This is a genomic window from Soonwooa buanensis (genome assembly GCF_900167905.1).
Classification (GTDB): domain Bacteria; phylum Bacteroidota; class Bacteroidia; order Flavobacteriales; family Weeksellaceae; genus Soonwooa; species Soonwooa buanensis.
Genome location: NZ_FUYZ01000010.1, coordinates 1 through 14035 on the forward strand (window position 1 = coordinate 1; position 14035 = coordinate 14035).

A 14035-nucleotide genomic window follows, 5' to 3' on the forward strand; every position below is an offset into this window, starting at 1 on the left:
TTTAACATCGTTTTTAATTTGATAATGCTTTTCCGTTTTGTTGGATTTCACATATAAATCCAACGTTAATTTGCTAACATCTACTCCAATAAAAACTTTTTCCATAACTTTGGTTTTAAGATTTTAAAGAGAAACTTATCTAGAGCTCAACTCCTTTATAATGGGTTTTAAACCCGAATTTCTATCTGAGTTTATGATAAGAAGTGTTTAAGTCTAAATCGAAGTATGAGCCACAACTCTGAGTAAATATTAGTTTACTTAAACACTTTTCTCTTTCTCTTAAAGTTATCTCTTTTCTTGTTACAAATCTAAAGGAGTAGATTTTGTAAAAATCGTATCGAGAACTTTTTGTCGCGATTATTTCTTCTGCTCCAGAATTCTTTTGATTTCTACAATTTGCTTGTCAACGATTTTTGTTAAATCATTCTGCTGCTTTTTATCTTCAATCTTTTTATTTTCAGAAGCCTCATTTCCGTCGCAGTCGTTGGTTTTAAATAAAAACTGAATCGGCCTTTGGTTTTCATCATAATAAATTCGGTTTTCCTCGTAGCAAGATTCCGCGGCGGATTCATAATACACGAAAAATAATTTATCATTTTTAAAATAATAACTTAATTTTTGTTGCCATTCATAACCATTAAATTCTCCCGAATACACTTTTATTCCATTTGGGAGATTACACACCGAACCTCTATTTACAAAGTCCATACTTAATTCTTTATCTAGTTTGTAAACCCATTTTTCTTCAGCTTTTCCACAATTTTTATCGACTGATTTCATGCTGTTTTGAGCGTCAGAATACCAAGTTTTAATATCAGAAATTCTTTGTTCAGGAGTAACAGAATCTGTTTTTATTGATGAATTAATGACGGTTGAGTCGCCACTTTTTTCATCAACTATAATTTGTTTTTCCTTCTTTTCTTGACACGAAATCAAAATTATGAAAACACTAAAAATTTGAATTATTATTGAATTTTTCATAACGTAATATTTCCTAAATTTTTCTGATTAAATACAAAAATACTTCCAAAATTTTTTACTCGTTTTCAAAAATTGTAAAATTTGGAAGTATAAAAATTTTTTATATCTTAGCTTCGAACTTTAGGGGTGTCTACAAAAAGTAGGCTGAGATTTTACCCTCACAACCTGATCTAGATCATACTAGCGTAGGGAAAAGTAAATGGTCATCTTGGGCGCAATCTGCGTTCGTGTATCCATTCCTAAAGTCAATTTTAATTTTAAAATGAAACGGAATGGAACTTATCATCAATCACAAATCTACTTTTTTTGAAGTTTCTAATTTAAGTTTGGAAGCATTGGTTATGCAGCATTGTCAGGGGAAAACCTCTGGTTTGGCGGTGGCTGTCAATCAAAAAGTTGTTCCTAAAAGTTTCTGGTCTCAAACGATGTTACAAAACAAAGATTCTATTCTGCTCATTACCGCTACACAAGGCGGTTAGACGTTTTTAATCAATAAAAAGTAAATATGAAACAAGAGCAAATTACAACAAAAACTTTTCCCAATTCGCGTAAAGTTTACATTCCAGGAACTTTGCATCCGATTAAAGTTGCGATGCGCGAAATCAGTCTTCATCCTACAAAGTTGAGTAGAGGTGGAGAAGAGTTTAACCCACCAGTAACGGTTTATGACACTTCTGGACCTTACACAGACGAAAATTCGATAATTGATATCCGCAAAGGTTTAGAGCGCATTCGTGAAGAATGGATTTTAGAAAGAAATGATGTTGATGTTTTGGATGGAATTACTTCTGAATATGGCAAACAACGACTTCAAAATAAGAATCTAGACGACTTGCGTTTTGCTTATTCGCACTTACCGAAAGTAGCGAAAGATGGCAAGAATGTTACTCAATTGCATTATGCGAAGCAAGGCATTATTACGCCAGAAATGGAATATGTTGCTATTCGTGAAAATCAAAAAATTGAACAATTAGAATCTGCAACTGCTGGAATGAATCATCAACATGTTGGCGAAAGTTTCGGTGCAAAAACGCCAAAAGGAAAAATTACGCCTGAATTTGTTCGTGACGAAATTGCTGCTGGAAGAGCCATTATTCCAAACAATATCAACCATCCCGAAAGCGAACCAATGATTATTGGTCGAAATTTTTTAGTGAAAATTAATGCAAATATTGGGAACAGCGCTGTCACATCAAGCATTGAAGAAGAAGTGGAAAAAGCGGTTTGGGCATGTCGCTGGGGAGCCGATACGATTATGGATTTGTCCACAGGAAAGAATATCCACGAAACCCGAGAATGGATTATCCGAAATTCTCCCGTTCCCATCGGAACCGTTCCTATTTATCAAGCTTTGGAGAAAGTAAAAGGTGTTGCGGAAAATCTAACATGGGAAATTTTTCGTGATACCTTAATTGAGCAAGCCGAGCAAGGCGTTTCTTACTTTACGATTCATGCGGGCGTTCTTTTGCGATACATTCATTTGACGGCGGAACGTGTGACGGGCATTGTGTCGCGAGGCGGTTCTATCATGGCAAAATGGTGTTTATTTCATCATAAAGAAAACTTTTTGTACACTCATTTTGAGGAGATTTGCGAAATTATGAAGCAATACGACGTGGCTTTTTCGTTAGGAGATGGTTTGCGTCCAGGTTCTATCGCTGATGCAAACGATGCTGCCCAATTCGCCGAACTCGAAACGCTTGGTGAATTAACAAAAATTGCTTGGAAGCACGATGTTCAGGTGATGATTGAAGGTCCAGGCCACGTCCCAATGCATTTGATTAAGGAGAATATGGATAAGCAGTTGCAGGAATGCGACGAAGCACCTTTTTATACCTTAGGTCCTTTGACGACGGATATTGCGCCAGGGTACGACCACATTACGTCGGCGATTGGTGCGGCGATGATTGGTTGGTACGGTTGTGCAATGCTGTGTTATGTTACTCCAAAAGAGCATTTGGGTTTACCCAATAAAAAAGATGTGAAAGATGGCGTTATCACTTACAAATTGGCGGCTCATGCTGCAGATTTGGCGAAAGGTCATCCAGGAGCGCAATATCGCGATAATGCATTGAGTAAAGCGCGCTTCGAATTCCGTTGGGAAGATCAGTTCAATTTGTCGTTAGATCCCGATACAGCAAGGGAATTTCATGATGAAACTTTACCCGCAGATGGTGCAAAAGTGGCGCATTTTTGTTCGATGTGTGGTCCGAAATTCTGTTCGATGAAAATTACTCAAGAAATTCGTGAATCGGCTGCTCAAGGAATGCAAGAAAAGTCTTTAGAATTCATTGATAACGGTAAAGAATTGTATCTGTGAAAATCATCATCAGTCCAGAAGAAAATGTAAAAAATGAAACTAATTTGATTAATCAGTTTTTTGATCAAGGTTTGGATTTATTTCATATTCGAAAACCAACATTTTCAAACTTGGATTTGATCAGCTATGTTTTTGGAATTAAGGATGAATACAAAGAAAAGCTGGTGGTTCATCAACTTTATGAAACGGCATTTCAGTTAGGTTTGCGTCGTTTTCACATTAAAGAAAATGTTAGAAAAAATACTGATTTTACTTTTAATGAAAATCTAATTTATTCAACATCTACGCATTCAATTGACGATTTTAATCAATTGGGAAATCTTTGGGAATATGCATTTATCAGTCCAATTTTCCCAAGTATTTCTAAAATTGGTTATGGTGAAAATTCTCAAATTTTATCTGATTTAAAGAAAAGAACAAATTGCAAAACTAAACTCATTGGTTTGGGTGGGATAACTCCTGAAAATCAACATTTTGCTTACGAAAATGGAGTAGTAGGTGTTGCTTTTTTAGGTTCGATTTGGGAAAATGAAAATCCTTTAAAAATTTTTGAAAAATGTATTCAGAAAGGCCATTTGTATTAAGCATTGCAGGATTTGATCCTTGTGGTGGAGCGGGAACTCTTGCTGATATAAAGACTTTTGAACAACATCAAGTTCAAGGTTTGGCGGTGATGACGGCGAATACGTTACAAACGGAAAATCATGTTTTTTCTGTGGATTGGATTGCAATTGAAGACGTTTTAAAAAGCATCAAAACTTTACTGGATTTTTATCCAATTAAAGCTGTAAAAATCGGAATTGTTCCCAACTCAGAATATTTGAAAAGCATTGTTGAAGTTTTAAAAATGAGCAATTCTAAACCCATAATTGTTTGGGATACTGTTTTGAAAAGTTCTTCTGGAAAGACATTTTTTAATGAAAACGATATTCAAAATGTAAAGGAAATTCTGCCACATTTGGATTTAATAACGCCCAATTTTTTAGAGTTTGAATATTTAAAATCGATGAATATTCTCAATGAAAATAAAAAAATGCTTTGCAATGTTTTGTTAAAAGGCGGACACCGAAAAAATGAGGAAGGTTTGGATACTTTATTCACAGAAAATGAAATTTTTGACATTAAACCAAAAGCCGAAAAAGTCTTTCAAAAACATGGTTCTGGCTGCGTTTTATCAAGCGCAATTGTTGCAAATTTAGCTTTAGGAAAAACCATGAAACAAGCTTGTACAGAAGCAAAAAATTATATGGAAAATTATTTAAACAGTTCACCAAACTTATTAGGACATCATGCGAAATTTTGAAAAAATACAATACATTTCTCAGGGCGACACTGCGGAAATTCAATTTAATAATATTGAAAATGCTTTAGAAAATGGTGTAAAATGGATTCAGCTTCGTTGGAAAGATGCTTCAAAAAATGATTTAAAATTATTGGCTCAAAAAGTAAAAATGCTTTGTGAGAATTTTGATGCAACTTTTATTATTAATGATGATGTGGATTTGGTTTCAGAAGTCGATGCAGACGGCGTTCATTTGGGTTTAGAAGATTTGAATGTTCTGAAAGCAAGAAAATTTTTAGGTTCCGAAAAAATCATTGGCGGAACAGCAAATACTTTTGAAGATGTTCAACAAAGAATTTCCGAAAACTGCGATTACATCGGACTTGGACCATTACGGTTTACATCAACAAAGAAAAAATTGAGTCCAATTTTAGGTTTTGAAGGTTATCAAAAAATCATCAATCAACTTCAACAAAATAGCATTGATTTCCCACCGATCTATGCAATTGGCGGAATAACAAAAAATGATATTCAACCGCTTCAAAATATCGGGATTTATGGTGTGGCTTTGTCACAATTAATTACTGATAAACCTGCTTTAATCCAAGAATTACAAACAGAATTTATATGAAAAAATTACAAATAGGTAACACAGAATTTTCGTCAAGATTGTTCTTAGGAACAGGAAAATTTGGAAGTTTAAGTCAAATGCGAGAAGCCGTCCAAGCTTCAGAATCTGAGTTGGTGACCATGGCTTTGAAACGTGTCGATTTCGATTCTCCAACAGACGAATTATTAGCAGAATTAAAGAAAACAAAAGCCAATCTTTTGCCAAATACTTCGGGCGCAAGAAACGCAAAGGAAGCGGTTTTAGCGGCGGAATTGGCTCGTGAAGCTTTAGAAACCAACTTCGTAAAACTGGAGATTCATCCAGATCCAAGATATTTGTTGCCAGATCCTATCGAAACGCTGAAAGCTACGGAAGAATTGGCGAAATTAAGTTTCGTGGTTATGCCTTACATTCACGCCGATCCCGTGTTGTGCAAATTGTTAGAAAATGCAGGAACGTCGGTTGTAATGCCTTTAGGAGCGCCGATTGGAACGAACAAAGGTCTTAGAACCATCGATTTTTTAGAAATCATTATCGAGCAAAGCAAAGTTCCTGTGGTTGTAGATGCAGGAATTGGTGCGCCTTCCGACGCTGCAAAAGCAATGGAATTGGGCGCTGATGCGGTTCTGGTGAATACGGCGATTGCTGTTGCAAAGAATCCTGTAGAAATGGCAATTGCTTTTAAAGAGGCTGTAATAGCGGGACGACGCGCATTTGAAAGTGGTTTGGGAGCAATTCAAAATCGAGCCGAAGCATCGAGTCCGTTAACTGCTTTTTTGTTGGATGATTAAAGAAATATCATGAGTTTTAAAGGTGTTTTTCAGAAATATTCTTGGGATGAAATCAACGCAAAGGTTTATTCATACAGAGAAAATGATGTACGGCAAGTTTTGAATAAACAGAAATTAAATGTTGAAGATTTTTTGGTTTTGTTGTCGCCTTCAGCTAAATTTTTCTTAGAAGAAATGGCTCAAAAATCTCAGCAATTAACGCAGAAAAGATTCGGGAAAACCATACAAATGTATGCGCCGTTGTACGTTAGCAACGAGTGTCAAAATATTTGTACGTATTGCGGATTTAGTTTGGATAATAAAATAAAACGCAAAACTTTAACCGATCAAGAATTGCTGAAAGAAGCTTCAATCCTCAAAAAAATGGGAGTTGATCACGTTCTTTTGGTAAGCGGCGAAGCGCAACATATAGTTGGACTTCCGTATTTTTTGAATGCAGTTTCGCTTTTAAAATCGCTATTTTCGAATATTTCTATTGAGGTTCAGCCTTTGGAAACTCACGAATATCGAGTTTTGCATGAAGCTGGCGTTCATTCGGTTTTGGTGTATCAAGAAACTTACCATCAAGATGTTTACAAAACTTACCATCCGAAAGGTCGAAAGTCTAATTTTGATTACCGTCTCGATACGCCAGATCGCGTTGGTAATGCGGATTTTCATAAAATGGGATTGGGCGTTTTGCTTGGTTTAGAAGATTGGCGAATCGATAGTTTTTTCAATGCTTTACACATCGACTATTTGCAGAAAACCTATTGGCAATCGAAGTTTTCGGTATCTTTTCCTAGATTGAGACCTGCGGAAGGAATCATTGAACCCAATTTTGAAATGAAGGATCGTGATCTTTTACAACTGATTTTTGCTTACAGAATTTGGAATCCAGATTTGGAAATTTCTATCTCGACTCGCGAAAATGAAAATTTTAGAAATCATATTGTACAACTGGGTGCAACCACGATGAGTGCGGCTTCTAAAACCAATCCTGGTGGTTATTCTGTAGATGAAAATTCTTTGGAACAGTTCGAAACTTCGGATGAACGCAGCATGGATGAAATTAAGAATATTATTAAAAATGCAGGTTACGATCCTGTGATGAAGGATTGGGATAAAGCTTATTCTTAAATGAAAAACGAAGAATTTACACGCTACAGTCGCCAAATTTTCATGGATGAAATTGGCATTGAAGGTCAAAAGCAAATTTTGTCAGCCAAAGTTCTTGTGGTGGGAGCGGGCGGTTTGGGAAGTCCTGTAATTCAGTATTTAGCTGCGGCTGGCGTTGGGAAAATTGGCGTTGCAGATTTTGATGAAGTTGAAATTCATAACCTAAATCGGCAAATTATTCACATCGAAAATTCTGTTGGAACATCAAAAGTTGATAGCGCACAAAATTTTGTTCAAAACATCAATTCTAATGTGGAATTTATAGGTTTTAAATCAAAAATTACGTTGGAAAATGCGAATTCCATTTTAAAAGAATTTGATGTCATCGTTGATGCTTCCGATAATTTTGCGACAAGATATTTACTTAATGACACTTGTGTTCAATTAAAAAAATCCTTGGTTTATGGCAGTATTTTAGGTTTTGAAGGTCAAGTTGCTGTGTTTAATTATCAAGGAAGTAAAAACTTGCGAGATATTTTCCCAGATTGTCCTGAAACCGCTTTAGATTGTGATAAAAACGGCGTTTTAGGCGCTCTTCCAGGCATTGTTGGCAGTTTTATGGCGATGAATACACTGAAAATTATTTGTAAACTTCCAGTAAAAACCAATCAACTTTTAATTATTGATACTTTAAACTGGAATTTTACGCAAGTTGATTTTTAAAAACTACAATTTCCACTTCACCGAAAGATTAAAAACTCGGCCATCAATTGGTCCCCAAAGTGGATTAAAACTCGGATTTAAAGTACTTCCAGTATATAAACTTTCTTTGCGACTTTGTCTGTAATCGAACAGATTTTCGCAATTTAAAACCACCGTAAAATGTTCACCCAAATCTTTTGAAATCATCGCTGCCGCAAACAGATAATCTGGCGTTTTGCTGTAATCCATTCGGTACTGACTTCCGTTGTAAGACGCTTCTACACCGAATTTCCAACCACCGTCGAAATCTTTAACCACCGTCATTGCAGCACGATTTTTTGGCGTTAATGGAATGAATTGATTCCCCTCTTGAAATTTATATTTCGCAATCGTAAAGGTATAACCCAAATAAAGCTCCCAATCGTCGATGGTTCCTTTTACATAAGTGTCAAAACCTTTTGAAACCACAGGCTGATCTTGATTCGCAAAATACACGTTTTGATTTGCGTCCAAAGTCGCAATCACAGGATGATTGATGTTGGTGAGGAAAAACGCTTGATTAATAAAAATTGAATTTCCGTTTTCGAATTTCTTTTTATAATTGAATTCTAAATTATAACCCACAGATTTTTCAGCTTTCGTCGTCTGAATATTAATAGGCATCAGGTTTTCAAGAGGATAATCAATCATTTGTGGAGCCAATGCATTCGGAACTTTATAACCCAAACCAACACCGCCACGCGCTGCCCAATAATCATCAAAATGATAAATCATCGCCAAACTTGGCAAAAAGAAACTTCCGTAATGATTGGTGAAATCGTTTCTAATTCCAGTTTCTACCGTTGCTTTATTGAATTTTAAAGTGTTTTGAAGGAAGAAACCAAAGCTATTGTTTTCAAATTTTGGAATATTAAAATTTTGAAAAGATTCTGGATTAAATCGGCTTCCTTGAAAATCGCTTCCCAAAACCCAAATCATGTTATTCATTGGTTTAACGTAAGAAAGCTCCGAGAAATAGTTGGTTTGATTGGCATTCAAAAAATTATCGTTGCTTGAAAATTTTCTTTCGAAATCGCTCAAACTATTTTTAAATTCAAGTTTTGAATCATCATTGAATTTCTGATTATAAACCAATTCATAAGTATTTCTTTGCAATTTATTTTGTTCGAAATATTGATGGTCAGCTGATTCTCCATTTTTAATAACTTGCATATCGCCACCCAAATTTTTGTCAAAACTTCCGCTCCAACCCAAACTAATGCTGGAATTTTGAGATGGATAAAAAAACAATTTTGGATGAACAACCAAAGATCGAATCTGTGGAACATCCGAAAATCCGTCCTTGTTTATATCTTGCTCGTTTTGATCCGTGTAACCTCCGAAAAACGTGTAGCCGAACCATTTGTATTTTTTAGATGCAAATAAATTTAGATTTTTTTCATCCAAAGTAGAGTAGTTCACAAGCGCAGTTAACTCTTGCTTTGAAGTTGGTTTACGCGAAATAACGTTCACCAAGCCGCCAATTGCACCGCCGCCATAAAGTGTGGAAGCCGAACCTTTTATCAATTCAACTTGTTGCAAATCCAAAGGCGGAATATTTAGAACGCCCAAACCGCCGCTAAATCCATCGAACAAAGGCATTCCGTCGCGAAGAATTTGTGTGTAACGCCCATCCAAACCTTGAATTCTGATATTTGAATTTCCTGATACCGCGGAACTTTGCTGAATTTGTACGCCGCTAATATCACCAAGAATACTCCCGATTCCAGCGGGTTTTATACCGCTTTCTTCCGTCATTTCTTCCTTGCCAAGAACTTCAACTTTTTGCGGAGAATTTTCAATTTTTTGTTGAGTTCTGGAGGAAGCGACGATGGTTACTTCTTGTATTTCGTTTTCCTTTTTTATCGTGTCAGATTTCTGTTGAGCGAAAGCTGTTAAGGAACAAAGTATAGCAGCTGAGGCTATTATTTTTTTCATTGAGAAAATTTGTATTGCAAAATTATATCAAATGAAAAACCGCTTTTGTATTTTTTAGCTTAAATAATTATTAAAATAGTTTTGAATTTAATAACATTTAAAAAATATGTAAATTAAATCATCTAACTACAAAAATAAAAGTCCAAATTATTAGCAAAATTTGAAATGGAATTCTAAAAAAGTAAAGATATGACATGCCTTTGCCGTCACGATTACCCGTTTCAAAATTAATGTTATGGAGCGATGCAAAAATATTAGCAGGTAGAATTAGAATAAAAAATAAAATGAGTAAAATACCTGTTATCTTTTGAATCTGAGGAATAAAAATTCCGACTGCAGCAGCAATCTCTATAAGACCAGTCAACAAAATAATAAGTTGCCTTTTCGGTACAAAATGGGGAAGCATCATAGCCATTGTTTTTTCGTACTTAAAGTGACCAATTGAAGTAAAAATCAACATGACAGCCAAGGCCAATCTTCCTGAAAATATGGGATCAATTTCTCTTGAAACGATAAGAGTTCCTAATAACGTAATTAAAAAAGAAGAAATAAAAATAAAGAAAGGCTTCATTTTTATTTTAAAAATATAAATAATATTTCATACAAATATCATAACAACATTTAAAAAAGAAATTAAAACTTCAGTTATTTAATATTAAATTCTTTTCAAATTGCGTTACCATGGTACTTTACGAAGATAAGATCAACTTAAGAATAGGTCAACGAAATAAGCTTAACTATCTTTACTGTCAAGAACACAAATGAAGGAAATTATGTAATAGGCTTGTTCTTCGGAGCAAGTCTATTACGAATTTAAAATTTCGTCAATATCAGGATTATAATTATCCCAAATAAGCCAATTATTGTCTTCATTTTTGCGTAAAAAATAGACCTGTTCTTCCTTTTTTTGGTATGGAAAAAACTTTTCGTTAGCAGAAAAAATAAGATTCCAAGTTTCTTCGGTTTTAACGACAAGTGTATTATCATCTTTTGAGACAAGTTGATAATTATAAACTTCAAAATTGCTTAATTCTTCTTGAAGTTTCAATTTACCGTACGACGAAAGTTTTTGCAAATACATTTCGATCCTCTTGAGATAAGGAGAAGAATTACAAACAACACCATCAAAATCCTCCAAATCTAAATCGGGTAGATGTAGCATTTGCTTGTATTCCGAAGCACAGGCTTTTTCAATTAGAGAAATTGCCTCAGTTAAATCATCTACTTCAGAATTTTCTTTAGACGATACTTTTTGAGCAATAAAAACGTTGAGTTCTTCATATCCTAAAAATATGGAAAGCTTCTCAAGTGATTTCAAGAAACGAGCATCTTTATAAGCAGATTCTTTTATCTGATTTTTAAAAATTCGTTTTAATGTAATGGGAGAAATAGTATTGCCCAAACTGAAAAAAGCCTCGCTATTAATATCTATTTTTTCAAAAAGTTCCTCGTTAATAATTTCGGACAGGCTTTCATAATGACTATTTTTCCAATCATTGGTTTTTCCTAAAACAGAATTTCGCACCTTTCCATGATCAAGGATTTCTCGTGTAAGTTGCTGTACAACGTCTAACATTCTCGTATCGCATTAGTTTGTTCAAATTTAAACAAAATATTAACGATAAATAATATTGCCAATTTTTAAAAGAGATTTAAACTACTTTTTTGATATTTTAAAATAATCACGATTGTTTCATTCTATCGATTTTCAAGAATTACATGCATTTTGCTAAAAATATATCTCTACTTTTGCAGCATTATTTTTGAAAATGAAAACGCTTTTTAAATATTTAAAACCTTATAAATGGCTGATTGTATTGTCTTTACTTTTAGCTACCATTAACCAAGTTTTTTCTTTGTTTTCGCCTGCGATTACGGGAAATATTCTCGATCATTTGGTGACGCATCCTAATTTTTTCGATAAAGAAAATACACTTCCGAGAAATCTAAATCAATATTTATACGGTGACGGAATTTACCACGGTGTATTTTATTTCTTGCTTTTATTGATTGGAACCGCGATGGTCAGCCGAATTGCAAAAGCATTCCAAGATTATGTTGTGAATGTGATTACGCAAAAATACGGCGCAAAAATTTTCACAGATGGTTTAAAACACTCGATGGCATTGCCTTTTCAAGAATTTGAAGACCAAAGAAGTGGCGAAACTTTATCTATTTTAACCAAAGTTCGTGAAGATTCGGTGAAATTCATCACCAGTTTTGTGAACATCTTTTTTGGGATTTTGGTGAGCATTATTTTCGTTTCTGTTTATGCGCTTCGTTTGCATTGGTCGATAATGCCGGTTTATATCGTTGGAATCTTCTTCATTGCGTTTGTCACGAATTTATTGAGTAAAAGAATTAAAAAAATCCAGAAAAATATCGTTTCTGAAACAACAGCTTTGGCGGGAAGTACAACAGAAAGTCTCCGAAATATTGAAATCGTAAAAAGTTTGGGTTTAACGAATCAAGAAGTGAATCGTTTAAATAATAATACCTATAAAATCTTAGGTTTAGAATTGAAAAAAGTAAAAAGCATTCGTTCTTTAAGCTTTGTACAAGGGACTTTGGTGAATTTTCTACAACAAGTGATTACGTTCACGCTATTGCTTTTAATTTTTAAAAACATTGTTACGCCAGGTCAATATTTGTCGTTGATGTTTTATGGTTTTTTTATTTTCGGGCCAATGCAGGAAATTGGAAACATCATTATTTCATATCGTGAAGCGGAAGCATCTTTGAATAACTTTGATACATTGATGAAAAAACCTGCCGAAGAAAAACCGCTTCATCCAAAACATATCGGAAGCATCGAAGAATTAGAGTTTAAAGACGTTTCTTTCAAACATCAATCGGCGCAATACAAAGCGTTGAATGGAATTTCTTTCGATGTTAAAAATGGAGAAACCATCGCTTTTGTTGGACCAAGTGGTTCTGGAAAAAGTACGTTGGTAAAACTTTTGGTTGGTTTGTACAGACCGCAGGAAGGAAGTATTTTCTATAACAATATCAACGGAAAAGATTTTGATTTTGATGAATTGCGGAATCAAATTGGTTTTGTAACTCAAGATACGCAGCTATTTTCTGGAACGATAAAGGAAAATTTACTCTTCGTGAATCCAAACGCAACCGAAGAAGATTTGCAATTGGCGTTGAAAAAATCAAGTTGTACAGCACTTTTGGAACGTGCCGAAAAAGGAATTGAAACCGTAATTGGCGAAGGTGGTTTGAAATTAAGCGGCGGTGAAAAACAAAGAATTGCAATTGCACGAGCTTTGTTAAGAAAACCTCATTTATTGATTTTTGACGAAGCTACTTCTGCGTTAGACAGCATTACAGAAGAGGAAATCACGACAACCATTAAAGATATTTCGAAAAATAAAGAACAAATTACCGTTCTCATCGCGCACCGTTTGAGTACGATTATGCATGCTGACAGAATTTATGTTTTGGAACGCGGAAAAGTCATTGAAACGGGTTCGCACGAAAACTTACTTGCCGAAAACGGCTTGTATTACGCGATGTGGAGACAGCAAATTGGGGAAAGAAAAACGCTCTCATCTTAACTAAAATTGATGAGCTTATTTCGTTGAATAGTATTATTTTTAATTGATAAATATTATATCCAAGCAATGAATTCCACATCAATTTTACTACTTTTTCTTGTTGTAATTTCTTTCTATTTCGCATTTAGAATTACAAAGAAAATAGCTTCAAAAAGTGATAAAGGCAAAATTTGGGAATCAGGATTTCTGTTTCTTTTCACGTTTTTAATTGTTGGAAGTTTAAACTTATTTTCAATTTTCTTTTCTTATACATTCATTTGGGAAAAAGGATTTCGTGCTGTTGTTGAACAAAAACATGAAGCTGTAGTTGTCGATTATGTGATTGAAAAATCTTACCGAAAAAGTACCACAGGATCTGGATCATACCCAATACTGCTTTATTTTCCTGTCGTTAAATTTAAAAATGAGAAAGGAATTGAAACTAAAAAGAAGCTGGACTTAACAAGTAATCATCCCTATAAAATTGGACAAACCATAAAGATCAGCGCAAACGATGCCTCCAAGAATGCCAACAGCATTGAGTTTGAACCCTTATTCAGTGTTATTGCAATTTCATTGACTAGTGTTGCAATGTTCTTTTTTGTGTTGGTAGCGAGTTTCGGGTTTAATAAAACAATGAAAGAGCGGGTTAAAATAGCAAGAAACATAAGTGTTTTACTGTTCCTAATCAACGGAATAATATCGCTTTGGATGTATTTCGTTGTCTAA

The 14035-nt window shown here is 34.5% G+C and carries 14 protein-coding genes and 1 riboswitch; of the genes, 10 read left to right on the forward strand and 4 right to left on the reverse strand.

The annotated features are described in order from the left end of the window. Positions 1–357: 357 nt before the first annotated feature. Positions 358–981: a hypothetical protein gene (locus B5X62_RS12405; protein ID WP_079667756.1), complete on the reverse strand. Its 624-nt coding sequence runs from the start codon at positions 979–981 to the stop codon at positions 358–360. Positions 982–1093: 112 nt separating this feature from the next. Further along, a riboswitch (TPP riboswitch) is annotated at positions 1094–1190 on the forward strand. A gap of 63 nt (positions 1191–1253) precedes the next feature. On the opposite strand from B5X62_RS12405, the gene thiS reads away from it, so the two are divergent. From thiS to B5X62_RS12445, 8 genes are read left to right on the forward strand one after another with little or no spacing between them, the layout of a single operon-like run. Beyond that, positions 1254–1460, forward strand: coding sequence for a sulfur carrier protein ThiS (gene thiS, locus B5X62_RS12410; protein WP_079667757.1), 207 nt, complete (start codon positions 1254–1256; stop codon positions 1458–1460). A 26-nt stretch (positions 1461–1486) separates the two neighbouring features. After that, entirely contained in the window at positions 1487–3301 is a 1815-nt protein-coding gene (gene thiC / locus B5X62_RS12415; protein ID WP_079667758.1) for a phosphomethylpyrimidine synthase ThiC, read from the forward strand. Continuing rightward, positions 3298–3885, forward strand: a complete 588-nt coding sequence (locus B5X62_RS12420) for a thiamine phosphate synthase (RefSeq protein WP_159447655.1) — start codon at positions 3298–3300, stop codon at positions 3883–3885. Before thiC ends, B5X62_RS12420 begins: the two co-directional genes overlap by 4 nt. After that, entirely contained in the window at positions 3858–4604 is a 747-nt protein-coding gene (locus tag B5X62_RS12425; protein ID WP_079667760.1) for a hydroxymethylpyrimidine/phosphomethylpyrimidine kinase, read from the forward strand. Before B5X62_RS12420 ends, B5X62_RS12425 begins: the two co-directional genes overlap by 28 nt. Then, entirely contained in the window at positions 4591–5214 is a 624-nt protein-coding gene (locus tag B5X62_RS12430; protein ID WP_079667761.1) for a thiamine phosphate synthase, read from the forward strand. The genes B5X62_RS12425 and B5X62_RS12430 overlap by 14 nt, the downstream gene beginning before the upstream one ends. Then, positions 5211–5984, forward strand: a complete 774-nt coding sequence (locus B5X62_RS12435) for a thiazole synthase (protein WP_079667762.1) — start codon at positions 5211–5213, stop codon at positions 5982–5984. Before B5X62_RS12430 ends, B5X62_RS12435 begins: the two co-directional genes overlap by 4 nt. A gap of 9 nt (positions 5985–5993) precedes the next feature. Beyond that, a complete protein-coding gene (thiH, locus tag B5X62_RS12440; RefSeq protein WP_394333309.1) occupies positions 5994–7103 on the forward strand; it encodes a 2-iminoacetate synthase ThiH in 1110 nt (369 codons plus the stop codon). Continuing rightward, complete coding sequence (locus tag B5X62_RS12445) at positions 7104–7805, forward strand: HesA/MoeB/ThiF family protein (protein WP_079667764.1); 702 nt, start codon at positions 7104–7106, stop codon at positions 7803–7805. A 3-nt stretch (positions 7806–7808) separates the two neighbouring features. Here B5X62_RS12445 and B5X62_RS12450 read toward each other — a convergent pair whose 3' ends face one another. From B5X62_RS12450 to B5X62_RS12460, 3 genes are all read right to left on the reverse strand, one after another. After that, the gene (locus tag B5X62_RS12450; RefSeq protein WP_079667765.1) at positions 7809–9761 is read right to left on the reverse strand and encodes a TonB-dependent receptor plug domain-containing protein; all 1953 of its coding nucleotides are present in this window, start codon (positions 9759–9761) and stop codon (positions 7809–7811) included. Between the two features lie 118 nt (positions 9762–9879). Then, positions 9880–10332 (reverse strand): DoxX family protein, encoded by a 453-nt coding sequence (locus B5X62_RS12455; RefSeq protein ID WP_144038381.1) that lies wholly within the window; start codon positions 10330–10332, stop codon positions 9880–9882. A gap of 234 nt (positions 10333–10566) precedes the next feature. Beyond that, a complete protein-coding gene (locus B5X62_RS12460; RefSeq protein WP_079667767.1) occupies positions 10567–11337 on the reverse strand; it encodes a hypothetical protein in 771 nt (256 codons plus the stop codon). A gap of 193 nt (positions 11338–11530) precedes the next feature. On the opposite strand from B5X62_RS12460, the gene B5X62_RS12465 reads away from it, so the two are divergent. Further along, complete coding sequence (locus B5X62_RS12465; protein WP_079667768.1) at positions 11531–13327, forward strand: ABC transporter ATP-binding protein; 1797 nt, start codon at positions 11531–11533, stop codon at positions 13325–13327. Between the two features lie 66 nt (positions 13328–13393). Further along, positions 13394–14035 (forward strand): hypothetical protein, encoded by a 642-nt coding sequence (locus tag B5X62_RS12470; protein WP_079667769.1) that lies wholly within the window; start codon positions 13394–13396, stop codon positions 14033–14035.